Source organism: Rhodopseudomonas sp. RCAM05734 (assembly GCF_052658035.1).
This window is the reverse complement of sequence record NZ_CP199742.1, coordinates 1,314,830-1,339,824: the sequence shown is the minus strand read 5'-3', so window position 1 is coordinate 1,339,824 and position 24,995 is coordinate 1,314,830. Positions and strand designations below refer to the sequence as shown.

At 64.7% G+C, this 24,995-nt stretch carries 21 protein-coding genes and 2 pseudogenes; 12 read left to right on the top strand and 11 right to left on the bottom strand.

Annotated elements, in window-relative coordinates:
• From ACUXVA_RS06515 to dnaK, 4 genes are all read right to left on the bottom strand, one after another.
• On the bottom strand, positions 1-576 hold the full coding sequence (locus tag ACUXVA_RS06515; protein ID WP_445491343.1) for an NADPH-dependent FMN reductase: 576 nt from the start codon (positions 574-576) through the stop codon (positions 1-3).
• Positions 577-629: 53 nt separating this feature from the next.
• On the bottom strand, positions 630-1,232 hold the full coding sequence (locus tag ACUXVA_RS06510) for a class I SAM-dependent methyltransferase (RefSeq protein ID WP_265081028.1): 603 nt from the start codon (positions 1,230-1,232) through the stop codon (positions 630-632).
• Positions 1,233-1,325: 93 nt separating this feature from the next.
• A complete protein-coding gene (gene dnaJ, locus ACUXVA_RS06505; RefSeq protein WP_265081029.1) occupies positions 1,326-2,468 on the bottom strand; it encodes a molecular chaperone DnaJ in 1,143 nt (380 codons plus the stop codon).
• Between the two features lie 153 nt (positions 2,469-2,621).
• On the bottom strand, positions 2,622-4,520 hold the full coding sequence (gene dnaK / locus ACUXVA_RS06500) for a molecular chaperone DnaK (RefSeq protein WP_265081030.1): 1,899 nt from the start codon (positions 4,518-4,520) through the stop codon (positions 2,622-2,624).
• A gap of 360 nt (positions 4,521-4,880) precedes the next feature.
• Here dnaK and ACUXVA_RS06495 point away from each other — a divergent pair, with 360 nt between their 5' ends.
• A complete protein-coding gene (locus ACUXVA_RS06495; protein WP_265081031.1) occupies positions 4,881-5,822 on the top strand; it encodes a hypothetical protein in 942 nt (313 codons plus the stop codon).
• Positions 5,823-5,933: 111 nt separating this feature from the next.
• Entirely contained in the window at positions 5,934-6,650 is a 717-nt protein-coding gene (pncA, locus tag ACUXVA_RS06490; protein WP_265081032.1) for a bifunctional nicotinamidase/pyrazinamidase, read from the top strand.
• Positions 6,651-6,792: 142 nt separating this feature from the next.
• Here pncA and grpE read toward each other — a convergent pair whose 3' ends face one another.
• Both grpE and hrcA read right to left on the bottom strand, forming a co-directional pair.
• Positions 6,793-7,386 carry a nucleotide exchange factor GrpE gene (gene grpE / locus ACUXVA_RS06485; protein ID WP_265081033.1) on the bottom strand — a complete coding sequence of 198 codons (594 nt, stop codon included), beginning with the start codon at positions 7,384-7,386 and terminating at the stop codon, positions 6,793-6,795.
• A gap of 105 nt (positions 7,387-7,491) precedes the next feature.
• A complete protein-coding gene (gene hrcA / locus ACUXVA_RS06480; protein ID WP_445491338.1) occupies positions 7,492-8,580 on the bottom strand; it encodes a heat-inducible transcriptional repressor HrcA in 1,089 nt (362 codons plus the stop codon).
• 155 nt (positions 8,581-8,735) lie between these two features.
• Here hrcA and rph point away from each other — a divergent pair, with 155 nt between their 5' ends.
• The 3 genes from rph to hemW all read left to right on the top strand — a co-directional run bounded on the left by rph (position 8,736) and on the right by hemW (position 11,394).
• Complete coding sequence (gene rph / locus ACUXVA_RS06475) at positions 8,736-9,461, top strand: ribonuclease PH (protein ID WP_265081035.1); 726 nt, start codon at positions 8,736-8,738, stop codon at positions 9,459-9,461.
• Between the two features lie 144 nt (positions 9,462-9,605).
• On the top strand, positions 9,606-10,244 hold the full coding sequence (rdgB, locus tag ACUXVA_RS06470; RefSeq protein WP_265081036.1) for an RdgB/HAM1 family non-canonical purine NTP pyrophosphatase: 639 nt from the start codon (positions 9,606-9,608) through the stop codon (positions 10,242-10,244).
• On the top strand, positions 10,234-11,394 hold the full coding sequence (gene hemW, locus ACUXVA_RS06465; RefSeq protein WP_265081037.1) for a radical SAM family heme chaperone HemW: 1,161 nt from the start codon (positions 10,234-10,236) through the stop codon (positions 11,392-11,394). Before rdgB ends, hemW begins: the two co-directional genes overlap by 11 nt.
• A 150-nt stretch (positions 11,395-11,544) precedes the next feature.
• On the opposite strand, the gene ACUXVA_RS06460 is transcribed toward hemW, so the two are convergent.
• Positions 11,545-12,750: a penicillin-binding protein activator gene (locus ACUXVA_RS06460; RefSeq protein WP_265081038.1), complete on the bottom strand. Its 1,206-nt coding sequence runs from the start codon at positions 12,748-12,750 to the stop codon at positions 11,545-11,547.
• Between the two features lie 218 nt (positions 12,751-12,968).
• Between ACUXVA_RS06460 and rsmI the strand changes: the two genes are divergently transcribed.
• From rsmI to bchJ, 6 genes and pseudogenes are all read left to right on the top strand, one after another.
• Complete coding sequence (rsmI, locus tag ACUXVA_RS06455; RefSeq protein WP_265083906.1) at positions 12,969-13,937, top strand: 16S rRNA (cytidine(1402)-2'-O)-methyltransferase; 969 nt, start codon at positions 12,969-12,971, stop codon at positions 13,935-13,937.
• Positions 13,915-14,337 carry a YraN family protein gene (locus ACUXVA_RS06450; RefSeq protein WP_265081039.1) on the top strand — a complete coding sequence of 141 codons (423 nt, stop codon included), beginning with the start codon at positions 13,915-13,917 and terminating at the stop codon, positions 14,335-14,337. The genes rsmI and ACUXVA_RS06450 overlap by 23 nt, the downstream gene beginning before the upstream one ends.
• Before the next feature lie 37 nt (positions 14,338-14,374).
• Positions 14,375-15,316 carry a glutathione synthase gene (gshB, locus tag ACUXVA_RS06445; RefSeq protein ID WP_265081040.1) on the top strand — a complete coding sequence of 314 codons (942 nt, stop codon included), beginning with the start codon at positions 14,375-14,377 and terminating at the stop codon, positions 15,314-15,316.
• 229 nt (positions 15,317-15,545) lie between these two features.
• Positions 15,546-16,514 carry an MBL fold metallo-hydrolase gene (locus ACUXVA_RS06440; protein WP_265081041.1) on the top strand — a complete coding sequence of 323 codons (969 nt, stop codon included), beginning with the start codon at positions 15,546-15,548 and terminating at the stop codon, positions 16,512-16,514.
• A 175-nt stretch (positions 16,515-16,689) separates the two neighbouring features.
• Positions 16,690-18,036, top strand: a pseudogene (gene bchE, locus ACUXVA_RS06435) (magnesium-protoporphyrin IX monomethyl ester anaerobic oxidative cyclase); the annotation flags it as partial.
• A 20-nt stretch (positions 18,037-18,056) separates the two neighbouring features.
• Complete coding sequence (bchJ, locus tag ACUXVA_RS06430) at positions 18,057-18,671, top strand: bacteriochlorophyll 4-vinyl reductase (RefSeq protein WP_265081042.1); 615 nt, start codon at positions 18,057-18,059, stop codon at positions 18,669-18,671.
• 33 nt (positions 18,672-18,704) lie between these two features.
• Here bchJ and ACUXVA_RS06425 read toward each other — a convergent pair whose 3' ends face one another.
• Together ACUXVA_RS06425 and ACUXVA_RS06420 are read right to left on the bottom strand one after the other, a co-directional pair.
• Positions 18,705-19,748: a diguanylate cyclase domain-containing protein gene (locus ACUXVA_RS06425; protein ID WP_265081043.1), complete on the bottom strand. Its 1,044-nt coding sequence runs from the start codon at positions 19,746-19,748 to the stop codon at positions 18,705-18,707.
• Between the two features lie 32 nt (positions 19,749-19,780).
• Positions 19,781-20,452, bottom strand: coding sequence for a hypothetical protein (locus ACUXVA_RS06420; RefSeq protein ID WP_265081044.1), 672 nt, complete (start codon positions 20,450-20,452; stop codon positions 19,781-19,783).
• 401 nt (positions 20,453-20,853) lie between these two features.
• Here ACUXVA_RS06420 and ACUXVA_RS06415 point away from each other — a divergent pair.
• Positions 20,854-21,633: pseudogene (locus ACUXVA_RS06415) on the top strand (IS630 family transposase); the annotation flags it as partial.
• A 140-nt stretch (positions 21,634-21,773) separates the two neighbouring features.
• On the opposite strand, the gene ACUXVA_RS06410 reads toward ACUXVA_RS06415, so the two are convergent.
• Both ACUXVA_RS06410 and ACUXVA_RS06405 read right to left on the bottom strand, forming a co-directional pair.
• Positions 21,774-22,859 carry an IS5 family transposase gene (locus tag ACUXVA_RS06410; RefSeq protein ID WP_265079700.1) on the bottom strand — a complete coding sequence of 362 codons (1,086 nt, stop codon included), beginning with the start codon at positions 22,857-22,859 and terminating at the stop codon, positions 21,774-21,776.
• A 77-nt stretch (positions 22,860-22,936) separates the two neighbouring features.
• A complete protein-coding gene (locus ACUXVA_RS06405) occupies positions 22,937-24,898 on the bottom strand; it encodes an autotransporter domain-containing protein (RefSeq protein WP_445491331.1) in 1,962 nt (653 codons plus the stop codon).
• Positions 24,899-24,995 lie beyond the last annotated feature (97 nt).

Genomic DNA, 24,995 nt, shown 5'->3' with positions numbered 1-24,995 from the left:
TCACTTCATTTGCTGCGCGACATCGACCAGCCGCCGCACCATCGCGGACAGCACCTCCCTGTCGGCGGCGTGCTTGAGCCGGTCGGTCTCGTCATAGGCGTCATTGGCGAAGGACAGCGCCAGCCGGTTCGGGATCACCAAAGCCCGGCACGCCGACAGCACCAGACGCAGCGCCTGCAGGCAGCGGCTGCCGCCGAGCCGCCCGCCCGATGCCGCGGCGATCGCGAACGGCCGGCCGCGAAACACCTCGCCCCGTGTCTCGTGGGCATCCTGGACCCGCGAGACCCAGTCGATGGCGTTCTTGAGCAGCGGCGGCAGCGATGAATTATATTCGGGGGTGACGAGCAGCACGCCATGATGCGCACCGATCATGCGCTTCAGATTGACGGCGTGTTTCGGCACGCCGGACGTCTCCAGGTCGCCGTCATAGATCGGCAGCGGAAAATCGCCGAGCGACAGCAGGGTCACCTCGACATCGGCGCGCACCAGCTCGTCAATGGCAACGGCCGCGAGCCGCGCATTCAGCGAACCGCTGCGCAATGAGCCGGGAATGACGAGGATTTTCAGCGCGGACATGATTCAATCGCGTTCGGGGCTGGCCCGCCGCGAGGTCACGGCATCGGACCGTATCAGCCCTTGCGATACACCCAGACGCGGGCGGGCGGAAGATTCATCCAGATCCGCTCGGACGCCTCTGTGGATACGCCGGGCAGCGTCTTGGGAATCGGGGGCGCCACCGAATAGGTGAACTGCACGAACGGCGCGCCAGGCGCCAGAGCGACGAACGCATCGCGGATCAGCTTGAGCCGGGTCAGCATCGGCTTGGTCACCAGCGGAAGCCCGGACACCACCGCGGCCGCCGGCTCCTTCAGCACGTTCCACAACGTGTCGCGCAGCGCATAGGCGTCGCCCTGCACCACGGTGGCCTGCGGATAACGTTCGCGCAGCAGCGCGCAGAAGGCGGGATTGAATTCGACCAGCACCAAACGCTTCTGGTCGATGCCGTGGGCCAGCAATGCGGTGGTGATCGCGCCGGTGCCTGGCCCGAGTTCGATCACAGGACCGGTGGAATCGACATCGACATACTGCGCCATGGTGCGGGCAAGCACCTTGCCCGACGGCATCACCGCGCCCATACGCAGCGGCTTCTCGATCCATGACCGCAGGAAACGCACCTCATCGTCAAGACGCTGGGGCTTTTTCAACGCTCGCGCGGACGATTGCAGAGGCATGTCGCTTCCAGGCGGGACCGCGAAACGCGGGCTGTCAGAATTTGGTCATAAAGAGGTACAGGCCAAGGCTCGAACGGTCAAGCGAATCGGACCTCAGGAGCCGGCCCGGGTGCCAAAGAAGTCCTTGACCTTAGTGAAGAAACCCGCCGCCTCCGGTTGCGTTGCACCGGACGACAGCTTTTCGAACTCGGCCAGCAGCTCCTGCTGTTTCTTGGTCAGGTTCTGCGGCGTCTCGACCACCACCTGAACATACATGTCGCCCATCTGCCGCGAACGAAGCACCGGCATGCCCTTCGCTGCAACGCGGAAACGGCGACCGGACTGGGTGCCGGACGGCACTTTCACCTTGGTCTTGCCGCGCTCGATGGTCGGCACCTCGAACTCGCCGCCCAGCGATGCCGTCACCATGGAGATCGGCACGCGGCAATGCAGGTCGGCGCCGTCGCGCTGGAAGAATTCATGGGTCGCCAGCGACAGGAAAATGTACAGGTCGCCCGCCGGCCCGCCGCGGACCCCGGCCTCGCCCTCGCCGGATAGCCGGATGCGGGTGCCGTCCTCAACGCCCTGCGGGATATTGACTGACAAAGTACGCTCGCGCTCGATGCGCCCGGCACCTTCGCAGCCCGGGCAGGGATCCTCGATCATCTGGCCGCGGCCCTGGCAGCTCGGGCAGGTCCGTTCCAGCGTGAAGAAGCCTTGCGCCTGGCGCACCCGGCCGGCGCCGCCGCAGGTCGTGCAGGTCTTCGGCTTGGTGCCGGCCTTGGCGCCGGTGCCGGAACAGGACTCGCAGGTCACCGCCACCGGAATCTCGATCTGGGCGGTCTTGCCGGTGAAGGCTTCCTCGAGGGTGATCTCCATGTTGTAGCGCAGGTCGGCACCGCGCTCGCGACCGCCGCTGCTGCGATCGCCGCGCTGGCCGGCCATGCCGAACAGGTCTTCGAAGATATCGGAGAACGAGGACGCGAAGCCGGAGCCGAAGCCCGCGCCGCCGCCGCCATTGCCCTGCTCGAAGGCGGCATGGCCGTAGCGGTCATAGGCGGCGCGCTTGTCGCCGTCCTTGAGGACCTCGTAGGCTTCGGCGATTTCCTTGAAACGGGACTCGGCGGCGGCATCGCCCGGATTCTTGTCCGGATGCCATTTCATCGCCAGCTTGCGGAACGCCGACTTCAGGCCAGCGTCATCCGTCGTGCGTTCGACTTCAAGGGACTCGTAATAGCAGCGCTTGGTGGTCGACATCCGTCAAATCCGCCCGAAGTTCGTCCTCATCCGAGGCGCATCCGAAGCAACTCGCTTCACAGGATGCCGCCCCTCACTTAACAAAAAATGACCCTCATCCTTTGAGACGCGCTACGCGCTGCTCCGGATGAGGGCCACCATTTTGCTCGCCTATCAGGCCGACTTCTTCGGCTTGTCGTCGTCGACTTCGGTGAACTCCGCGTCGACCACGTCATCCTTCGCGGCATCCTTGGCCGCGTCGGCCTCGGCCTGCTGGGTGTACATCGCCTCGCCGAGCTTCATCGAAGCCTGCGCCAGCGTCTGGGTCTTGGTCTTGATCGCCTCGGCGTCGTCGCCCTTCAGCGCTTCCTTGAGGTCGCTCAAAGCATCCTCGATGGCCTGGCGTTCGGGCGCGGCAACCTTGTCGCCGTGCTCGGTGAGGGCCTTCTCCGTGGTGTGAACCAGGGCGTCGCCGTGGTTCTTGGCATCCACCGCTTCGCGACGCTTCTTGTCGTCGGCGGCGTTGGCTTCGGCGTCCTTGACCATCTTCTGGATGTCGGCTTCCGAAAGACCACCGGACGCCTGGATGCGGATCTGCTGTTCCTTGCCGGTCGCCTTGTCCTTGGCCGACACGTTGACGATGCCGTTGGCGTCGATGTCGAAGGTGACCTCGATCTGCGGCATGCCGCGCGGCGAGGGCGGAATGCCCATCAGGTCGAACTGACCGAGGGGCTTGTTGTCGGCCGCCATTTCACGCTCGCCCTGGAAGACGCGGATGGTCACGGCGTTCTGGTTGTCCTCGGCGGTCGAGAACACCTGGCTCTTCTTGGTCGGGATCGTGGTATTGCGCTCGATGATGCGGGTGAACACGCCACCCAGCGTCTCGATGCCCAGCGACAGCGGGGTCACGTCGAGCAGCAGCACGTCCTTGACATCGCCCTGCAGCACGCCGGCCTGGATGGCGGCGCCGATCGCGACGACCTCATCCGGGTTGACGCCCTTGTGGGGCTCCTTGCCGAACAGCTGCTTGACGACTTCCTGAACCTTCGGCATGCGGCTCATGCCGCCGACCAGAACCACTTCGCCGATCTCGGCCGCGGTCAGACCGGCGTCCTTGAGCGCCTTGCGGCAAGGCTCGATGGTCTTCTCGACCAGATCCTGCACCAGCGCTTCGAACTTGGCGCGGGTCAGCTTCATGGTCAGATGCTTCGGACCCGAAGCGTCGGCGGTGATGAAGGGCAGGTTGATTTCGGTCTGGGTGGTCGACGACAGCTCGATCTTGGCCTTTTCAGCGGCTTCCTTCAGGCGCTGCAAGGCAAGCTTGTCGTTGCGCAGGTTGATGCCCTGCTCCTTCTGGAATTCGTCGGCGAGATAGCTGACCAGGCGCATGTCGAAATCTTCACCGCCGAGGAAGGTGTCGCCGTTGGTGGATTTCACTTCGAACACGCCGTCGCCGATCTCGAGGATCGAGACGTCGAAGGTGCCGCCGCCGAGATCGTACACCGCGATGGTGCCGCTCTTCGACTTGTCGAGACCGTAGGCCAGCGCCGCCGCGGTCGGCTCGTTGATGATGCGCAGCACTTCAAGGCCGGCGATCTTGCCGGCGTCCTTGGTGGCCTGGCGCTGGGCGTCGTTGAAGTAAGCGGGGACCGTGATGACGGCCTGGTCGACCTTGGCGCCGAGATGGGCTTCCGCGGTCTCTTTCATCTTCTGCAGAATGAAGGCGGAGACCTGCGAGGGCGAGTAGGTCTTGGCGTCGGCCTCGACCCAGGCGTCGCCGTTCGATGCCTTGACGATCTTGTAGGGGACAAGCTTCTTGTCCTTCTCCACGGTCGGATCGTCGTAGCGGCGGCCGATCAGGCGCTTGACCGCAAAAATGGTGCGCTCGGGATTGGTCACGGCCTGGCGCTTGGCCGGCTGGCCAACGAGGCGTTCGCCGTCGTCGCTGAAAGCAACGATGGACGGCGTCGTGCGCATGCCCTCCGCGTTCTCGATGACTTTAGGTGACTTTCCATCCATGACGGCGACGCACGAATTCGTGGTGCCGAGATCGATGCCAATGACCTTTCCCATGGTCCTCATACCCTTCTTTTTGCGGCAGGTTGGCTGGGCCCTGACGGCGCACCAATCCAAACCCCCAATAATCAAATGCTCGCGATATTGCGACGGTAGGCCTCATATAGGAGGGGGGGTGGGGGCCGCAAGGACCGGACCCATGGCCAAGCCAAGGAAAACGCCTGCAAGGCAAAAGATTAATCGATCCGGCCGGTTGCGCCGGGCGGCAGGGGCGGACCGGACGGGAACGCATTGGGCCCTGATCTGTTGCCGGAACGCGAAATCCGCTACAGCATGGCCGTCGGCTGCGGCGTCCTGGCATCAATGGCCGCAGTCCGCGACCATCGTACAGCCGCAATGCGAACCCAGTAGATTTTCATGAAAAACATCGCTCCGCTTTTCGCGCTGACCCTGTTGCTGGGGGCCGCGACCTCGGCTCTCGCCGCCGACGCGGTCTACCCGCCGGGCCTGAGGATCGGCATGACGCCGCTGGTCGGCCTGGCGCCGGCGAAGACCTTCACCGGCTTCGAGACCTCCGACCAGGGCGTCAAGGTGCTGGTCACGGAGCTTCCGGCCGCCGCCTATGGCGAGGTCGAGAACGCCTTCAAGGCCGGCCCCGCCGGCGGCGTGAAGCCCGAGACCCTCGAGACGGCAGCGGGCAAGGCCTATTACACCGTCGAGAACGGCAAGGATGCCACCGGCAACATCAGGCGCTATTCGATGATCATGCCGGGCGGCACCTTCTCCGGCTACATTGCCGTGCAGGTCCCGGAAAACGCCATGAAGATCTACACCGACGACGCGGTGCGCCAGATGTTCTCTTCCGCGTCGGTGCGCAAGGAAGTGCCGATCGAGGAACAGCTCGGCCTGCTGCCCTTCAAGATCACCGAGATGAGCAACTTCAAGACGGTGCGCACGCTGGCGCCGGGCGCAACCATCCTGCTGACTGACGCCACCGACGAAGCCGCCGAAACCGGCGTCGAAGCGTCGCCCTACATGGTGATCGGCACCACCGCCTCGGCGCCGGAAAAGGCGGAAGATCGCGGCCGTTTCGCCCAGCAGGCGGCGACAATGATCCCGGGCCTGCGCGACGCCAGGATCACCATGTCCGAGCCGATGCGGCTCGACGGCGCCCCCGGTTACGAGACGCGCATCGACGCGGTCAGCGGCAAGGCCAACACCCCGGTCACCGTGGTGCAATGGTTGCGTTTCACCAGCGGCAATGTGGCGATGCGGATCGTTGCCAGCACGCCGCGCGACGACTGGTCGAAGGCCTTCCCGCGGTTCCGGGCGGTGCGCGACGGCATCGAGCCGCGCTGACGGCGCGCAAAACATGCAGGCGGCGGCTGAAATTTGGTCCGCCTCGGCCGCGCATCCGCCTTTACCGGCTCCCCGCGACCTGATTTGCTGGTGTTCTTCGGGAGATCAGCGATGCCGAACAGACGAGAGATTGTTGCGGGGTTGGGAGTCGCGGCCATGGCCAGTCTGGTGCCGAAAACGGGACAGGCTGCAGGCAAGGTCAGCATCGACAAGACATCCGTGCTGCTGGTGATCGACGTGCAGAACTGCTTCCTGCCGGGCGGCAGCCTCGCGGTGAAGGACGGCGACAAGGTGGTGCCTGTCATCAACGCTATGGCGAAGAAATTCGCCGATGTGGTGATGACCCAGGACTGGCACACGCCGGGTCACGTCTCGTTCGCCTCGTCCCACGCCGGCAAGAAGCCGTTCGAGACCGTCGACCTGAAATACGGCAAACAGGTGCTGTGGCCGGACCATTGCGTGCAGGGCACCGACGGCGCCGGGCTGTCCAAAGACCTCGCGATCCCGCAGGCCGGGCTGGTGATCCGCAAGGGTTTTCACAAGGACGTCGACAGTTATTCGGCCTTCACCGAAGCCGATGGCAGGACCACGACCGGCCTCGCCGCCTACCTGAAGTCACGCAAGCTGCAACGCGTGTTCATCGCCGGCCTGGCGACGGATTTCTGCGTGGCCTGGTCCGCCCTCGACGCGCGCAAAGCCGGCTTCGACACCTATGTCGTGGAGGACGCCTGCCGCGGCATCGACACCCAGGGCTCGCTGGCGAAGGCCTGGGCCGATATGGCCAAGGCCGGGGTGAGGCGGATCAATTCGACGGATCTGGTGGCGTAGAGGCACAACGCCTTTACGTCATACTCGGCTGTCATCGCCCGGCCTGCGCGCAATTGCGCGCCAGGACCGGGCGATCCAGTAAACTCAGACCTTTAAGTGAATACTGGGTCACCCGGTCAAGCCGGGTGACGACAGACTACGATTACTCCGATGCGGCGGCCTTGGCGCCGCCCTTGGACACCGCGACCAGCGCCGGGCGCAGCACGCGGTCGCCGATGGTGTAGCCGGCCTGCACGACCTGCACCACGGTGCCGGCGGGCACCGAAGCGTCCGGCACCTCGTACATCGCCTGCTGAAAGTTCGGATCGAACTTCTCACCGGCCGGATCGAATTTCTTGACGCCGTTCTTTTCCAGCGTGTTGTGCAGCGAGCGCTCAGTCAGCTCGACGCCTTCGATCAGCGCCTTGATGCCGGATTCGGCCTGGGCCTTGGTCTCGGCGGGCAGCGCATCGAGGGCGCGCTGCAGGCTGTCGGCAATATCCAGCACCTCGCGGGCGAAATTGGTGATCGCATAGGTGCGACCGTCGGCGATCTCCTTCTGCGTCCGCTTGCGCAGGTTTTCCATTTCCGCCAGCGTGCGCAGCATCTTGTCGCGCGATTCCGCGGCTTCCTTGGTCAGGGCCTCGACCGAATTCGGCTCCGGATCGTCGGGCATGATGTACGGCTTGGAGACCACCGGTTCGGCGGGCTGAGCCTGCTTTTCGGGATTCTCGTTCGACCCGTTGGAATCAGTCATCACGCTGCCTTCTGAAAAACGCTTGGTATGGGGGATTGCTGCGCCGGATATCGTGGTTTGCAGGGCAAAAATCAAGCGCAACCGGTAAATCGGGGCGGCGTCCGGTCATCCGCCGAGCATCTGGCTGACCACCCTTGCGGCATAGTCGACCATCGGGATCACCCGCGCATAATTCAGCCGGGTCGGTCCGATCACGCCGAGCACGCCGACGATTTGACCGGCGCCGTCGCTATAGGGCGCGATGATGGTCGAGGAACCGGACAGGGAGAACAGCTTGTTTTCCGAGCCGATGAAGATCCGGACGCCCTCGGCGCGTTCGGCCCGGCCCAAGAGGTCGATGACGCCGCGCTTGGCCTCGAGATCGTCGAACAGCAGCCGGACCCGCTCCAGATCCTCCAGCGCATGGAGATCCTCCAGCAGGTTGGCGTGGCCGCGGACGATCAGCTGCCGGTCGTCATTGTCGCCGCCCGACCAGCCGGCGATGCCGGCGGCGATGACCTTGTGGGTGAGCTGGTCGAGTTCGGCGCGGTTTTGCGCCAGCGCCGTCTCCAGTTCCAGCCGGGCCTCGTCGAGGGTGCGGCCGCGAATCCGCGCATTGAGGAAGTTGGTGGCCTCGGTGAGCGCCGATGTCGGCACCCCCGGCGGCAGGGTGAGCACGCGGTTTTCTACCTGGCCGTCCTCGGACACCAGCACCACCAGCGCCCGTTCCGGCTCCAGCCGGACGAATTCGATGTGTTTCAGCCGCGAATTGGCCTTGGCGGTCAGAACCACCGCCGCTGCGCGGGTCAGGCCGGACAATCGGGTCAGCGCCTCGCCCAACGCCGCCTCGACCGACTGCGGGCGGCCGGCGGAACTCAACTGGGCCTGGATCGACTGCCGCTCCGGTTCGGTGAGATCTCCGACCTGCATCAGGGCGTCGACGAAAAAGCGCAGGCCGAGCTCGGTCGGCAGCCGCCCGGCGGAGGTATGCGGAGCGTAGATCAGCCCGAGCTGCTCGAGGTCCGACATCACATTGCGCACCGACGCCGGTGACAAGGGCACCGTGATCAGGCGGGAAATGTTGCGCGAGCCGACCGGTTCGCCGGTGGCCAGGTAGCTTTCGACAATTTGCCGGAAAATCTCACGCGACCGCTCGTTGAGCTGCGCGAGCCCGGCATTGGCGGCAATCAGGCCGATCGGATCGTGATGGGCCAAGGGCAACTCCTGTGACAGCCCCTAATTTGTCGCTCCGGGGCCCGACTTACAAGCACCCATTGCGGCAATAGGTCCGTGCAGCCCTTGCCGCTGCCGGCCCACCCCCTAAAAGCACCGCGAACTGGCTTTTTTGAATTTTCGGAAGGATTTTACTCATGCGGCCAAGCCGTCGTGCGCCCGATGAACTGCGCGCCGTGTCGCTGGAACGCGGCGTGGTCAAATATGCCGAAGGCTCCTGCATGGTGAAATTCGGCGACACCCATGTGCTGGTGACGGCGACGCTGGAAGAACGGCTGCCGCCGTGGCTCAAGGGCCAGGGGCGGGGCTGGGTCACCGCCGAATACGGCATGCTGCCGCGCGCCACCCTGGAGCGCACCCGCCGCGAGGCCGCAGCCGGCAAGCAAGGCGGGCGCACCGTCGAGATCCAGCGCCTCATCGGCCGATCGCTGCGCGCCGCGGTCAATCTCGAAGCGCTCGGCGAACGCCAGATCACTATCGACTGCGACGTGATCCAAGCCGACGGCGGCACCCGCACAGCCTCGATCACCGGCGCCTGGGTAGCTCTGGCCGATTGCATCGGCTGGATGAAGAGCCGCAACATGTTCAAGAACGGCGACGGCGACAAGGTGCTGCGCGACAATATCGCGGCGATCTCCTGCGGCATCTACAACGGCACCCCGGTGCTCGACCTCGACTATGCCGAGGATTCCGAGGCCGATACCGACGCCAACTTCGTCATGACCGGTGACGGCCGCATCATCGAGGTGCAGGGCACAGCGGAGAAGACCCCGTTCTCGCAGGACGAATTCCTGAAGCTGATGGGCCTTGCGCAACAGGGCATCGGCCGGCTGGTCGAGCTGCAGAAGATCGCGGTGGCGTAACTGCCGTAGCCCGGATGGAGCCAAGCGAAATCCGGGATTCCCATTCATCACATGCACGCGGGCCCCGTATTGCGCGGAGTTTATCATCGGGCGCGCTTCGCGCGACCCGTTGGCTCCATCCGGGCTACGGACTAAGATTCTCTCATGACTCAACATCGCCGAATCACCGGCCGCCTCGTGATCGCCACCCACAATCCCGGCAAGCTGGCCGAGATGCGCGAGCTGCTGGCGCCTTACGGCATCGAGGCCGTCTCTGCCGGCGAACTCGGGCTCGGCGAGCCCGACGAGACCGGCTATACTTTTAAAACCAATGCCGCCATCAAGGCGATTGCCGCAGCGCAGGCTGCGCAACTGCCGGCCTTTGCCGACGATTCCGGTCTGGTGGTGGACGCGCTCGACGGCGCTCCGGGCATCTACTCCGCGCGCTGGGCCGGCGAGTCCAAGGATTTCACCGCGGCGATGACGCAAATCGAACGACTGCTGCAGGAGCGCGGCGCCACCACGCCGGACAAGCGCAAGGCGCATTTCGTCTCGGCGCTGTGCGTCGCCTGGCCCGACGGGCATCTGGAAGAGGTCGAGGCCCGCGCTGACGGCACGCTGGTGTGGCCGGTGCGTGGCGATGCCGGCTTCGGCTACGACCCGTCGTTCCTGCCGGACGGCCACACCCGCACATTCGGCGAGATGACCAGCATCGAGAAGCACGGCCTGCCGCCACTCGGCCTCGGCCTGTCGCACCGCGCAAAAGCCTTCGTCAAACTGGCGGAGATCTGCCTTGAGCGCTGACGCGAGACAGGACGCCTTCGGCGTCTATGTGCACTGGCCGTTCTGCCTGTCGAAGTGTCCCTATTGCGACTTCAACAGCCATGTCCGCCACCAGCCGATCGACGAGGAACGTTTTGCCCGCGCCTTCGCGCGCGAGATCGAGACCACCGCGGCGCGCACACCCGGCCGCACCGTGTCGTCGATCTTTTTCGGCGGCGGCACGCCGTCGCTGATGAAGCCGCAGACCATCGGCGCCATCCTCGATTCCATCGGCAAGCACTGGCACGTCGCTGATGATGCCGAAGTGTCGCTGGAAGCCAATCCGACCTCCGTCGATGCGACGCGTTTTCACGGCTACCGCGCCGCCGGCGTCAATCGCGTCTCGCTCGGCGTGCAGGCACTCGACGATGCCTCGCTGAAATCCCTCGGCCGTCTCCACACTGCGCGCGAGGCGCTGGATGCGGTGGCGATCGCGCGCAGCGCCTTCGATCGCTATTCCTTCGATCTCATCTATGCGCGCCCCGACCAGACGCCGGAGATGTGGACCAGCGAACTCAAGCTCGCGATCTCGGAAGCCGCCGAGCATCTGTCGCTGTATCAACTGACCATCGAGGAAGGCACGCCGTTCTTCGGCCTGCACGCCGCCGGCAAGCTGAAGACGCCGGACGAAGACATGGCGCGGCGTCTGTACGACGTGACACAGGAGGTCTGCGCGCAACAGGGCCTGCCATCCTACGAGATTTCCAACCACGCCCGCCCCGGCGCGGAATGCAAACATAACCTCGTTTACTGGCGCGGCCAGGAATATGCCGGCATCGGCCCGGGCGCCCACGGCCGGCTCGACATCGACGGTATCCGCCACGCCATCGCCACCGAGAAGCGGCCGGAGGCCTGGGTGACGCGCGTCGAGGACACCGGCGATGGCGTCATCACCGACGACCTGCTGAACAGCGAAGAACGCGCCGACGAGTTTTTGCTGATGGGGCTGCGGCTCAGGGAAGGCATCGACCCCGCGCGCTACAAGGCGCTCTCCGGCCGCGCGCTCGATGCCGACCGCATCAGAATCCTGCGCGACGAAGGCGCCATCGTTGTCGAGGACAGCGGCCGCCTGCGCGTCACGCAGGAGGGCTTTCCAGTGCTCGATGCGGTGGTCGCGGATCTGGCGGCCTGAACTTGTCCCGGACGCGGTGCGGCATCCTTCATGCCGCTCCGCAGAGCAGGGACCATCGCGGGCGACCGAGTTTGGTACGGTCCCGGCTCTGCAGTGCACTACGCCTCCTGATGGAGGCGCACTGCACTGCGTCCGGGACAAGTTTCAGTGTTACGTCCCGAAACTCTTCGGCGATCCCGCTACCGACTGACCGCCGCCGGGCGCCACGCGCATGATCGCGAGGCCGCGCTCGTTGGTGCCGTCGCTGCGGAAGCGGAACAGGCCATCGATGCCGGCGAAGCCCGACGTATTGGTCAGCACCTCCGGCGAAAAGCGCTGGCCGCCCTGGGTGCGGGCGAGCGCGGCGACCAGCGCCACCGCGTCATAGGCCAGCGTCGCGGTGCGCACCGGATCGGCGCCGTACTTGGCGCGGTAGCGACCGGCGAAGGCACGGAAGCCGGACGGATCCGGCGCGGCGTAAAGGCCGCCCTGCAGATTGGCGCTGCCATAGACCCGCGGATTGTCCCACAGCCCGGTGCCGAGCAGTTGCACGTTGCGCAGATTGGCGCCCGCCCCGACCAGCGCATCGGCGGTGGTCACCACGGCGTCGCCATCGTCAGCCAGGAACAGCGCGTCGGCGCCGCCCAGCGCCGCCGCGATGTTGCGGGCGGCATTGCTGCGGTCGGTGCCGTATTTCTCGAACGCCACGATGCGTCCGCCCTTGCGGGCGACCGCCTGCTTGAACGCGGCTTCCACCACATTGCCATAGGCATTTTCCGGCAGCATGGCGGTGAAGGATTTCTTTCCGGTCGAGGCGGCGTAATCGATGATGCGGTTAACGTCGGACTCCGGCAGGAAGCTGAGCAGATAGACGCCGCGGCCGGCCACGCTGGCATCGGTGGAGAATGCGATCACCGAGACGCCGCGGGCGCGCGCCAGTTGCGCCGTCGCCGGCACCGACTGCGCGAACAGCGGTCCGAGAATGATTTCCGAGCCTTCGTCGAGCGCCTGCTGGGTGCCTTGCTGGGCGCCCTGCGGGCTGCCGGCGTCGTCTTTAATCAGCAGCTGGATATTGGGATTCTGGAATTCGGCCAGCGCCATTTCGGCGGCGTTCTTCATCGACTGCGCGGCAACGCCGGCATTGCCCGCCGCCGACAGCGGCAGCAGCAGCCCGACCTTGACCTGGCCGGTTCCGACTGCGAGCGGCTGCTGCGCCGGGCCGGCCGGCGGCTGGCCGGGGCCACCACCAAAATTGTTACTCAGGGTCTGCTGGACTCCGGCACAGGCGCCCAGCAGGGGCGCGCCAAGAAGCAGCCCGAGCGCGGTGCGCCGGCTCGAACCCTGCCTGCCAAACCTGGGATTGAACGGTCCCGCCATCGCATTTCTTCCTCGACCGACCGAGATCGGCCCGGACTTCCACCTCCAGACATGGAGGGTCAATTCCGACATATTGTCGGCAAAAAGTTAACCAAAACAAAAGCTTTATGGCCGGTTCAACCCGGTCACCCACCGACCATGGCATGGCGCCGATGAACGGAAGCGAAATGTCGGAAAAACGGCTGTCCCCGGTTTCTGCAATTCCCTACATTGGCGCGATGCGCCCAACTCAAGCCTCCCCATCGCTCCCCGCGGATCCGCAGCCGGCCTCGGCGCGGACCTTCGCCATCTCCGGCCACCTGCTGACGGCGCCGAAGGCGGCGCCCGGGCTGCATCTGGTGGCCACCCCGATCGGCAATCTCGGCGACATCACCATCCGCGCGCTGGAAACGCTGGCTGGCTGTGACATCATCGCCTGCGAGGACACCAGGATCACACGGCGGCTGACCGAGCGCTATTCGATTTCCGGGCTGCTGAAGCAATATCACGAGCACAATGCCGAGCAGGCGCGGCCGAAAATTCTCGAAAAGCTCGCCCAGGGCGCCTCCATCGCGCTGGTCTCCGACGCCGGCACGCCGCTGATTTCCGATCCCGGCTTCAAGCTGGTGCGCGAGGTCTACGCCGCCGGATTCAACGTCATCGCCCTCCCCGGCCCGTCCTCGGTGCTGGCGGCACTCGCCGTAGCGGCATTGCCTACCGACCGCTTCTTCTTCGAAGGCTTTCTGCCGTCGCGGCAGATGGCGCGCCGCGCCCGCCTGACCGAACTGTCGCGCATCGACGCCACGCTGGTGATGTTCGATTCCGGCAACCGCGTGCAGGACACGCTGGCCGACCTCGCCGACATCATGGGCAACCGCGACGCCGCGATCTGCCGCGAACTGACCAAGATGCATGAGGAAGTGCGCCGCGCAAAAGTCTCCGAACTTGCCGCCGTGGCTGGCGAACTTGAGACCCGCGGCGAGTTCGTGCTGGTGATCGGCCCGCCGGCAGCCGATGCGCAACTGATGACCGAGGGCGATCTCGACGCCATGCTGCGCGCCTCGCTGGCGCATGACAGCGTCAAGGATGCGGTGGCCCATGCCGTCGAGGTGTCGGGCCGGCCGCGCCGCGAGATCTATGCCCGCGCCCTCGAACTCGCCAAGCAGAACCGGCCGGACCGCCAAGATGGCGAAGACACGGAAGACTGACGAGCTCGCGCACGGCGCGCCGGCGGCGAAAGTCCCCGCGCCGGAGCGCGTGGCCGCGTTCCGCACCGGCCTCTCGGCCGAAAGCCGTGCCGCCGCCTGGCTGATCGCCAAGGGTTATTCGATCCTGGCGCGGCGGTTTCGCTCGCCCTATGGCGAGATCGACATCGTCGCGCGCCGGCGCCGCCTGGTCGCCTTTGTCGAGGTCAAGGCGCGGGCCAGCCTCGACGAGGCCGCCTATGCGGTGACACCGCGGCAGCAGCGCCGTATCGTCGAGGCCGCGCAGGCCTGGCTGATGACCCACCCCGAACACGCCGAATTCGACCTGCGTTTCGACGTCATGCTGATTGCGCCGGGACATCTGCCACGCCATCTGTTAGCGGCATTCGACGCCAGCGCCTGACCCTCCACCTTCCCGACCACAACTCCGGATTTCCTGCATGACCTTGAACGTCGCCGTCCAGATGGACCCCATCGCGCGCATCAACCACAAGGGCGATTCGACCTTTGCCATGATGCTGGAGGCGCAGAAGCGCGGCCACGCATTGTCCTATTACACCCCGGACAAGCTCTCACTGCGCGGCAACAACGTGGTGGCGCCGGTGCAGAAGCTGACCGTGCGCGACGTCGAGGGCGATTACTTCAGCCTCGGCGAACCCGAGCGCGTCAACATGGAATCCTTCGACGTGGTGCTGCTGCGCCAGGATCCGCCGTTCGATCTCGCCTACATCACCTCGACGCACCTGCTCGAGCGCATCCATCCGAAGACGCTGGTGGTCAATGACCCAGCCTCCGTGCGCAACGCGCCGGAAAAGATCTTCGTGATGGGCTTTTCCGACCTGATGCCGCCGACGCTGATCTCGCGCGATCTCGGCGAGATCAATTCGTTCCGCGCCGAGCATGGCGCGGTGGTGATGAAACCGCTGCACGGCCATGGCGGCGCCGCGGTGTTTCGCGTGCTGCCGCAGGACATGAATTTCGGCTCGCTCTACGACATGTTCTCGGTGACCTTCAAGGAGCAGTGGGTGATCCAGTGCTTCCTTCCCGAAGTGAAACACGGCGACAAGCGCATCATCCTGATCGACGGCGAATTCGCCGGCGCGGTCAACCGCGTGCCGGCCGAAGACGACCTGCGCTCCAACATGGTGCGCGGCGGCGCCGCCAAGGAGACCGAGCTGACGCCGCGCGAGCGCGAGATCTGCGCACGGCTCGGCCCCGCGCTGCGCGAGCGCGGGCTGCTGTTCGTCGGCATCGACGTGATCGACGGCAACCTCACGGAGATCAACGTCACCTCGCCGACCGGCATCCGCGCCATCGCCAGGCTTGGCGGCCCGGATGTGGCAGCACGGCTGTGGGACGTGATCGAGAAGAAGCGCGGCTGATGCATTGATATCCGGGGCTCACGCGTGCTGCGCGTGCATGCCCCAGATTGACACACGGCTTCGCTGCGTCGCGTCAACGACCGCAACGCATGAAACTTCTGTGACGCCGTTTCGCTCTTCGCGGTTCCGCTTGCCAGCATTTGGCGGCGGGGGCAGCATATGCGCACGCGCCCGGCCAATCGGGCGGCCCGCCTGACAGCGGCAAGAAAGCAATCAAGGGAGATTCCGAATGACGCTCGAATTGTCGCGACGCTCGCTGCTCGCCCTCGGTGCCGGACTGACCACCAGCATGGTCGGCGGAGGCGCATTGGCGAAGGCGCCCAAGCTCGGAACGCAATCGCCCTACTTCCATCGCTTCATGCTCGGCAGCGCCGAGGTCTCGGTGGTCTCAGACGGACCTTTGCCGCTCGGCGATCCCTCCGGCACCTTCATCGGCGTGCCCCAGGAGGAGGTGAAGAAGATGCTCACCGACAACTTCCTCGATCCCGGCAACGTGGTGCTCGAGCAGAACATTCCGATCGTCAACATGGACGACCGGCTGATCATGTTCGACACCGGCATGGGCACGTCGAAATTATTCGGGCCGACTACCGGGCGTTTGATGAAGAGTATCGGCGAGGCCGGTCTCAAGCCGGAGGACATCGACGCCATCGTGTGCTCGCACGCCCACGTCGATCATATCGGCGGCATCGTCGACGCCAACGACAAGCCGCTGTTTCCCAATGCGCAGGTCTATATCAGCGAGGAGGACCTCAAGTTCTGGACCGACGAGGGCAAGCTCGGCTCGCCGCTCAAGGACTTCATCGTCCACGCGCGAAAGAACCTGATGCCGGTGCGTGAACGCCTGGTGTTCTTCAAGGACGGCCAGGAATTCCTCCCCGGCGTCACCGCGCTGGCAGCGCCCGGCCACACCTTCGGCCACCACATGTTCATGATCCAGTCGAACGGCCAATCCTTCGCCTTCCTCGGCGACCTCACCCATCACGCGATCCTGCTGATGGAGAAGCCGCGGATGGAGTTCTCCTACGATTCCGATCCGAAGATGGCGGCGGCGACGCGGGTCAAGATGCTCGACATGCTCGCGGCCAACAAGATCGCGGTGATGTCCTATCACTTCGCCTGGCCCGGCTTTGGCCATGTGGTGAAGAATGGCGACGGCTTCCACTACATCGCCGAGCCGATGAACATGAGCCTTTGACCCCGCCGAAAATCGTTACGGCAAACCCGTGACAGCGTGCGGCAGACCTGAGGCAGGCCTGCCGCCACGCGCCGCCGGTCATCAGCAGCGCTGCAATGCACCCGCCCCCCGTCAAACCGCATTTGATTCACATCAAAGCGTCAAGACAACCTGATGTCATGCTTCCTTTACATTTGAGATCGCCAAGGAGATTCATCCCAAGGCGCTGACCGTGCTGGGCGGCATCCATGCCACCTTCATGTATCAGCAGGTGCTGACGGAGGCGCCGTGGATCGATGCGATCGTGCGCGGCGAGGGCGAGGAGATCTTCGTCAACCTGCTGCGGGCGCTCGAAGACGGGCGCTGGCCCGGGCAGCGCCACGACATCAAAGCCATCGCCTTCCGCGGCGGCGAGACGGTGGTCGCCACCGCGGCGGCGCCGACGGTGAAGAACCTCGACGCCATCACGCCGGACTGGGGCGTGCTGGAGTGGAGCAAGTACATCTACATTCCCATGGGCAAGCGCGTCGCCATTCCCAACATGGCGCGCGGCTGTCCCTTCACCTGCAGCTTCTGCTCGCAGTGGAAGTTCTGGCGCGACTACCGGATTCGCGATCCCAAGCGCGTGGTCGACGAGATCGAGGGTCTGATCCGCGACCACGACATCGGCTTCTTCATCCTCGCCGACGAGGAGCCGACCATCAACAAGAAGAAGTTCGTGGCGTTCTGCGAGGAGTTGATCCGCCGCGACCTCGGGATCCTGTGGGGCATCAACACCCGCGTCACCGATATCCTGCGCGACGAGGCGCTGCTGCCGCTGTGCCGCAAGGCCGGCCTGATCCACGTCTCGCTCGGCACCGAGGCGGCGGCGCAGCTCAAGCTCGACCGCTTCAACAAGGAGACCACCGTCGCGCAGAACAAGAAGGCGATCCAGCTGCTGCGCGACGCCGGCATCGTGGTCGAGGCGCAGTTCATCGTCGGGCTGGAGAACGAGACCCGCGAGACTCTGGAAGAGACCTACCGGATGGCGCGGGACTGGAAGCCCGATCTCGCCAACTGGGCGATGTACACGCCATGGCCGTTCTCCGACCTCTTCCGCGAGCTCGGCGACAAGGTCGAGGTGTTCGACTACGAGAAGTGCAATTTCGTTTCGCCGATCATGAAGCCTGATGCCATGGACCGCGCCGAGCTGCTCGACCGGGTGATGCACAACTACCGGCGCTTCTACATGAACAAGGCGCTGTTCTCCTATCCCTGGGCCGGCACCGGCGAACGGCGCCGCTATCTGCTCGGCTGCCTGAAAGCGTTTCTCAAATCCGGCTTCGAGCGCAAGTTCTACGATCTCGGCCGCGTCAACGACTGGGGGCCGCAATCCAAGGACAAGGTGAAGTTCGCCCTCGACGCGACGCACAAGCGCGCCGACATCAGCGCGGTGGAATGGAAGACCAGCCATAACCGCAAGGTCAGCGGCCCGCAGCAGGCCGAGCTGATGGGCTGCGGCGGCCATGACCATGCCGAACCGGCGACTCCTGCCGTGCATTGATACGATGAGGGACGGTGTGAATGTCCGACGCTGTTCACGCTACGCATGACGCATCCTTCGGCCGCATCGGCCCCAATGCGATCACCCGCGTCGCCGAGGCGCTGGGCGCGATCGACGGCGCCGGCGCCGTCCGTCGCGTGTTCGAGACGGCGGGGCTGACGGACTATCTCGCCGCCGCTCCCGCGGACATGGTGGACGAACGGCATGTGACGCGGCTGCATTTGGCGCTGCGCGGCGATCTCGGAGGCGCGCGCGCCCGCACGGTCGGCTGGATTGCCGGCCAGCGCACCGCCGACTATCTGCTCGCGCACCGGATTCCGCAGCTAGCGCAGAGGTTGCTGCGCGCCCTGCCGGCGCCGGCCGCGAGCCGGCTGCTCGCCAGGGCCATCGCCGGCAACGCCTGGACCTTCGCCGGCACCGGCAGCTTCGCCGCACGCCATGGCCGCCCGACCACCTTCACCATCGCCAACTGCCCGATCTGCCGCGGACAAGACGCAACGAGCCCGTACTGCGATTTCTATGCGGCGACGTTCGAGCGGCTCTACGGGCGACTGGTCCACGCGGGCGCCCGCGTGGTGGAGACCGACTGCCAGGCCATGGGCGCCAGGGCCTGCGTGTTTACGATCGCGTGGTAGCAAATACCGCGATCGCAGCGATGACGCACGGCGTCAGGCTGCGGCCGACGAGCCGCTTGGGCGGCGGCCCGGACCGGGCTTGTGAATCCGGAACGTGCTGCGGCCGGCGGCCTTCGCCGCATACAGCGCGGCGTCCGCCATCATGAACAGTTGCGACGGCGCGCAGCCATCGACCAGCGCGATGCCCACCGATGCGCCGAGCTGCAGCTCGCGGCCGTTGAAGACGACGGGGCGGCGCATCGCCTCGACGATGGCGCGCGCGGTTTCCGAAATCTCCGCGAACTGCAGATGCGGAGCCAGCATCACCGCGAACTCGTCGCCGCCGATCCGCGCCACCAGTTCGGCACCGGGACAGGCATTGCCGATGCGCAGCGCCGCCTCGCGCAGGCATTCGTCGCCGGCGGCATGACCATAGCTGTCATTGACCGACTTGAACTCGTCGAGGTCGATCAGCAGCAGCGCGCCGAACGGCCTCTCGGCGGCGCTCAGTTCCGACAGGCGCGATTGAAACTGGCTGCGGTTGGCCAGCCCGGTCATGACGTCGAACTCGGCAAGGTAGCGATTGCGGTCGGCCAGAATCTTTTCTTCGGTGATGTCCTGCTTCATGCCGAAAATGCGCACCGCGACGTCGTCGACGCATTCCACCGTGGCGGTGATGCGGATCCAGCGCCGGTTGCCCTTCGGGGTGACGATCTCGGTCTCCAGCGTGAAGCCGGTGCGGTCGGCGATCGCCTTGCTGCGCGCCGCGGTGAGCGCCCGCAGCGATTCCTCCGGATAACATTTGAGCGTGACCGCGCGGTCCAGCGGCGTGCCGCGCTCCTGGTCGAACAGGTCGTAGACGACATCTGTCCAAGCCAGCGATTCATCGGCGAGGTTGCACTCCCACACACCAATGCGCGCCGCCGCCGACGAGCGATTGAAGATCTTCTGGCTGTGCGCGAGCGAGGCAGCCTGCGCGCGGATCAGTTCCGCCTGCGCCGCGACGCGCGCCTTCAACAATTCGATCAATTCCGCCTGGTCAGACAAGACCGACTGCACGGGGAAGGGATCGGACATACTGCCGCTCGATTTGGTCATGGATGAATTCGGCAAAGCTCGCACGTCAGCGTTTAAGATTTTCTATAGGTGAGGGTAACCCGCGGCACTGTCGCAGTGCGTCGCACCGGGTTCCATGTGGAACTATTCGCGTGACAACACGCGCACGCCGGCGGGCCAACGACGCTCGCCCTCGATGCTGCTCGCGCCGATCTCCCATCCGGCGCCGCCCCAAACCACGTCGATCGCGGCCAGCGCACCGGCGGATCGCGCGCATAGAAGACATTCGGGACCGCCGTGGTCAGCAGCGCGCCGCCTTCGCCATGCGCCTGCATCCGGAGACTGCACCAGATCGCGCCGAGTTCCGTCTCGTGACGACCTGCAAGCGCGGCCATGATCTCGCGATCGCGCGCCGCCACCCCCAGCGTGAAGATCTGCAACGGGGCGACGGCGACGCCGTTCTCGATCTTGCCGCCGTAGCGTTGCATGAACGTGGCGCCGAGCCAGGACAGCGCCACGTCGGCAGCGGGCGCGGTGTCGAGCCGGAAGTGCTGACGAACCACGAAGCTCTCGGCGCCCGGCAGCGCCGACGTGGTCGGCGGATCGAAAGGCTCGGTCGACCGCGGCGGCACCTGGCAGACGAAACCGCCCTGCCGGGTGAGCAGAGCGGGACTGCCCGGATCGCCTGAAAGCGTCTGCGACAGCGCCGCCCCCGCCTGCAAAACGACAAGCATCGCGCACAGCAACCCTCTCGACATCGGCATGTGATTCTCCCCAATCCGAAGTAAGGATCAAGGTAAATTATAATGCAGCGAAGTAAACGAATGCCTTAATAGTTGGTTAACCATAGATATTAAGGAATATTATCGATAATATTTGGTAAAGATCGGAGTTATTACTTTCTCATCCTGGCGAGTTCCGCGGTAAATCTTCGCAGGTAATGTTCACTTAATGTTCTTGCGGAACGACGCGCCTCGCGCTACCTTCGGTTGCGAACGAGGGAATCGAGGCGCGCGCCGTCGATGTCCAGGTGCAGGTCGTGCCCGGCCCGCCGAATTTCCTGATGGTGTGTACTATTAATATGGCTTTCTGCCTTCGTGCACTTTGCGGCGCAAACAACACCCCGGCTAGCCCTGCAGCCCGCCCGATGGGTGGCAACCGGCCCTATGCATTGGCCGGCCAGCGGGACTGGCTGCTGAAGCGCCTCGCCGATCAGCCTGATGTGACGTTGCGGGCGCTGGTAGCGGAGCTTGCGGCGCGCGGCATCAAGATCAGCTACTACGCGATGTGGCACTTCTTCGAGCATGAAGGCATCAGCTTCAAAAAAAGCCTTCACGCCAGCGAACAGGATCGGCCCGACGTGGCCAGGCGGCGGGCACGATGGAAGCGCCTGCAACACAAGTTCGATCCAGGACGGCTCGTCTTCATCGATGAGACCTGGGCCAAGACCAACATGACACGTACTCATGGCCGGGCGCGGCGGGGCGAACGGCTGGTGGCGAAGGTGCCGCACGGTCATTGGCAGACGCTGACCTTCCTCGCAGCGCTGCGCGCCGACCGCATCGACGCTCCCTGCGTGATCGACGGGCCGATCAATGGCGACAGTTTCCTTGCCTATGTTGAGCAAATGCTGGTTCCGACCTTGAAGCCGGGCGACATCGTCGTCATCGACAACCTCGGCAGCCACAAGGGAAAGGCCGTCCGTCGCGCAATCCGCGCGGCCGGCGCAAAGCTGTTCTTCCTGCCGCCTTACAGCCCCGACCTCAATCCGATCGAGCAGATGTTTGCCAAGCTTAAAACCCTCCTGCGCAAGGCCGCAGAACGAACCGTCGAAGCCACATGGCGAAGAATCGGAACGCTCCTCAACGCCTTCAGCCCTCAAGAATGCGCCAACTACCTCGTCAACTCAGGATACGCTTCAAAGTGACAAAATCACGCTCTAGCAGTCTGCTGAAAAACCCTAGATTTGAGAGTTTTCTTGTCTCTCTGCGGTCGTTATCGAAGTGGGGAGCGGTGAGGGAGCGCGCTTATCGGCGGGGTGCCGGGGTTGTCCCCGAAGCCGGTGGCCTATGCTGCGAGCAGTTTGGGGATGCGGATCAGATTGTAGGCGATCAGGTTAAGGAGAAAGTCGGCGGCGACGCGACCGATGCCGCGATGCTTGGTCTTGCGCATGGTGCCGTGTTGTTTGCCCCAGCCGAAGATGCACTCGATCATCGCTCGGCGTGATTGCGACATGCCATAGCCGGGATGTCGTGTGGTGCGATCGTCGATGGCGCTGGTGCGGGTCTTGCCGGCTTTGGTGACGGCGTTGTTTTGCGTCACATGCGGCGTCACGTCGATGGCGCGAAGCTTGGCCACATGATCGGCGGTGTCGTAGGCCTTGTCCTCACCGGCCGTGATGCGGCGGCGGGCCGTCTTGCGCCGAGCCTTCAACATCGTCTCCGAAGCGCGGCGCTCGGCCGTGCCATTGGCGTGCGTAACCATGCCGGCGACTGCCAGGCCATGCCGGTTCTCCATGGTCGCGTGGCCCATATAGCAAAGCCTGGCCTCGCGCCCGGCCGCCTTGCGGTAGAGCCTGCTGTCGGGATCGCTGGTGCTGGCATGGGTGTCGTTCTTGCGCTTCTGGCCATGGAAATTGGCGCCGTTGTCATCGTCGCCACTGCCGTCCTTGGGACGAAAGCTCTTCTGCGAAGCCCAGGCTTCGATCAGCGTCCCGTCCACCGAAAAATGCTCGTTCGACAATAGCGGCCTGACCTGGGAATGGTTCAGGAGCCTGGCCATGAACTTCGCAAACACCTCGCCGTTCTGCAGCCTGTCGCGGTTCTTGGTGAAGGTGGTCGGGTCCCAGACCGGATCGTCCGGTGAAAGCCCTACGAACCAGCGATATAAAAGATTATAGTTCAGCTGCTCCATCAGCTGGCGTTCCGAGCGGATGCCGTAGAACACCTGCAGCAACAGCGCGCTCAGTAATTGTTCGGGAGGAATCGAAGGACGTCCCTCGCTGGCGTAAAGCTTCGCCAGGCTACGGCTCAACTCACCCAGCACATCCCGGACAAGCTCGCGGATCTTCCTCAGAGGGTGGTTCGTCGGCACCCGCTTGTCTGGTGAAATGTACGAAAACAACCCGCCCTGATCCACAAAATTGCCGCGCATGCTCGTCTCCACCGATTCGAGATGACAAAGTGAATCATCAAGAAAACCGCTTGGCGAGCTGGTTTTTCAGCAGACTGCTAGAACGCAGCCCGGATCCCACTGCTGACCGCAAAGTCGTTGCCGCCGGCGCGTGCGAAGGTCGACGTGATAGTGAGTGTTGCGTTGATATTCCCGGCAATTCCAGCGCCGATGCCGGCGGCGACCCTGCCGTAGGTGCGGTCCTGCGCGGAGACCGGCGTCAGGATCGGGAGCAGCGGTGCGGTTACCAGCGTGGTGGTCACGTTGCGGCCAGAGCCTGCGAAATCCTGCTCGGCAGTGAGGTTGATGAAGGGGCTGTACAGCACCATTCCCGTGACGAATGGCAATCGCAATTGAAGCCCGGCGTTGGCGGTCAAGGCGTTGATCGTTTGCCTGTCGACCATCATGGTCAGCAGGACGTCCCCGCTCTCGGTGTAGCCGCCGATGACCCCGTGGGTATAACTGAATCCGGCGATCGGCCCGACGCGTACCGCTCCCGCGTTGACCAGGTAGCCGGCCCTGGCAGCCGTCGTGAAGGTGTCGGCGCTGGTGCTGCCGTGGATCACGTCGATCACGCCCTGGCGATCCAGCGCAAAGTCGTGGCGGCCATAGGCGGCGAGCGCGTCGACGAACCAGTTGGCATCGGTAAACGAGCCGTAGCCGGCAAACTGATAGGATTTCACGTGATCATGCGCGTTCTGAACGCCGAGAGTGACATCGGGTTCGGAGTAGCCCAGCGCAAATCCCAGCCGCCATCTGGAATCATAGCGGTACTCGATTCCGAAGGTGCCGCCGGGGGCGTGATAATCATAGCCAGCATTGAAGAACTGCCTGTCGAGGCTGCCGCTGGCGTAGCTGAAGTCGCTGTAAACCGACCATCTGTCTTCCGGCTTGAGCGGAGATGGAGCCTTGGTCGGGCCGGCATAGGCCATCGCCATCGCGTTGCCGATTCCGAACGGCTGGGAGGTGCGCGAGGCGTCGAGCCGGCCAAACACCGAACCGGCGAAGCCAGCGGCAAGGCTGGCGGTGATGGCGCCCTGCGGCACTACGGTGGTCGGCGCGTCGATCTGGTTCGCCATGTAGGTCGCGATCAGCGCCATCGCGGCGCCGGTGGGATGGACCGAGTTTTGATAGAAGCAGCCTGCGAAATTCACGGTGACGCCGGCAGGCGGGGGTACTCCCGGCTGTGCCGGCCCCGCTTCGCAAGCGGTGGCGCTCGTGAAGCCGTACATCCCCGGATTGTTGGCGACGCGCTCCTGCAGGATGCCGAAATTGAACAGAAAGATGCGCACACCGGATTGCGCCAGCGGCGCCAGCAATTGCTGGGTCTGCTGGTAATAGGTGTTCGCCCAGGCGTCGCGCAACGGGTCGGTGAGAAAGGTGGAGCCGGGCGGGGCGGGAAACCATTTCGAACTGCCGGTGCTGAGCCAGGCGATGTTGCGGGTGCCCTGCGCCGCCATCTGTTGCACGCCGGCGGCCGCCAACCCCGCCGAAGTGGTCGCGCCCAAGACGATCAGCTGCCGATCGGCCGCGGCCACGCCAGTGAGGGTGATGGCCGACAGATCGTTGCCGCCGATCGACAGCGCGATCAGGTCGCTGCTGGCGTAGTGCAGGCCGGCCGACTGGACGAGTTCGTAGCTGAAGCCGAACCCGGGGTTGAGAGGGGCGAGCGTGTTGGTATTGTCAGTTCGCGCGCCGCCGATCGCATAATTGGTCATTCCCGGCAGGCCATAGATCGACTGCAGCGACTGAACGAAGGTGGTGCTGCCGGTGAACGTGCAATTGGGGGAGTAGACACAGTTCAGGTGTCCAAGCTGGAACGCACCGCCCGGCGCAGCACCGGTATCGGCATAACTGTCGCCGAAGCCGTATATCGCGGTGAATTGCGCCTTGGCCGGAAGGATTGTGGCTCCCAGTATCACTACGGAGACGATCGCCGCCGCCGCGGTGCCGCCAAGCGCGGTTCGCCCTCGATTCAACGGCAGCGAAATCGACAGCATCCGCGAAAGGTCGTGGCTCATCCCAATTCCTCCCTGAGACTGGTCCGTCGGACACAGTCGCGACTTAGTTCTCAAGGCGGCTAAGTGATTCGCACTGGCAACGCTTTGTTCCAGGTCA

Excerpts from the sequence above, each read along its gene's own strand:
- pncA (WP_265081032.1), top strand. The coding sequence starts at position 5,934 with ATGCCGAACAGACGAGAGATTGTTGCGGGGTTGGGAGTCGCGGCCATG.
- ACUXVA_RS06405 (WP_445491331.1), bottom strand. The coding sequence starts at position 24,898 with ATGAGCCACGACCTTTCGCGGATGCTGTCGATTTCGCTGCCGTTGAAT.
- rdgB (WP_265081036.1), top strand. The coding sequence starts at position 9,606 with ATGACTCAACATCGCCGAATCACCGGCCGCCTCGTGATCGCCACCCAC.
- grpE (WP_265081033.1), bottom strand. The coding sequence starts at position 7,386 with ATGACTGATTCCAACGGGTCGAACGAGAATCCCGAAAAGCAGGCTCAG.
- bchJ (WP_265081042.1), top strand. The coding sequence starts at position 18,057 with ATGTCCGACGCTGTTCACGCTACGCATGACGCATCCTTCGGCCGCATC.
- ACUXVA_RS06440 (WP_265081041.1), top strand. The coding sequence starts at position 15,546 with ATGACGCTCGAATTGTCGCGACGCTCGCTGCTCGCCCTCGGTGCCGGA.
- ACUXVA_RS06425 (WP_265081043.1), bottom strand. The coding sequence starts at position 19,748 with ATGACCAAATCGAGCGGCAGTATGTCCGATCCCTTCCCCGTGCAGTCG.
- ACUXVA_RS06410 (WP_265079700.1), bottom strand. The coding sequence starts at position 22,859 with ATGCGCGGCAATTTTGTGGATCAGGGCGGGTTGTTTTCGTACATTTCA.
- rph (WP_265081035.1), top strand. The coding sequence starts at position 8,736 with ATGCGGCCAAGCCGTCGTGCGCCCGATGAACTGCGCGCCGTGTCGCTG.
- ACUXVA_RS06450 (WP_265081039.1), top strand. The coding sequence starts at position 13,915 with ATGGCGAAGACACGGAAGACTGACGAGCTCGCGCACGGCGCGCCGGCG.
- dnaK (WP_265081030.1), bottom strand. The coding sequence starts at position 4,520 with ATGGGAAAGGTCATTGGCATCGATCTCGGCACCACGAATTCGTGCGTC.
- dnaJ (WP_265081029.1), bottom strand. The coding sequence starts at position 2,468 with ATGTCGACCACCAAGCGCTGCTATTACGAGTCCCTTGAAGTCGAACGC.
- ACUXVA_RS06510 (WP_265081028.1), bottom strand. The coding sequence starts at position 1,232 with ATGCCTCTGCAATCGTCCGCGCGAGCGTTGAAAAAGCCCCAGCGTCTT.
- ACUXVA_RS06515 (WP_445491343.1), bottom strand. The coding sequence starts at position 576 with ATGTCCGCGCTGAAAATCCTCGTCATTCCCGGCTCATTGCGCAGCGGT.
- ACUXVA_RS06495 (WP_265081031.1), top strand. The coding sequence starts at position 4,881 with ATGAAAAACATCGCTCCGCTTTTCGCGCTGACCCTGTTGCTGGGGGCC.
- ACUXVA_RS06460 (WP_265081038.1), bottom strand. The coding sequence starts at position 12,750 with ATGGCGGGACCGTTCAATCCCAGGTTTGGCAGGCAGGGTTCGAGCCGG.
- gshB (WP_265081040.1), top strand. The coding sequence starts at position 14,375 with ATGACCTTGAACGTCGCCGTCCAGATGGACCCCATCGCGCGCATCAAC.
- rsmI (WP_265083906.1), top strand. The coding sequence starts at position 12,969 with ATGCGCCCAACTCAAGCCTCCCCATCGCTCCCCGCGGATCCGCAGCCG.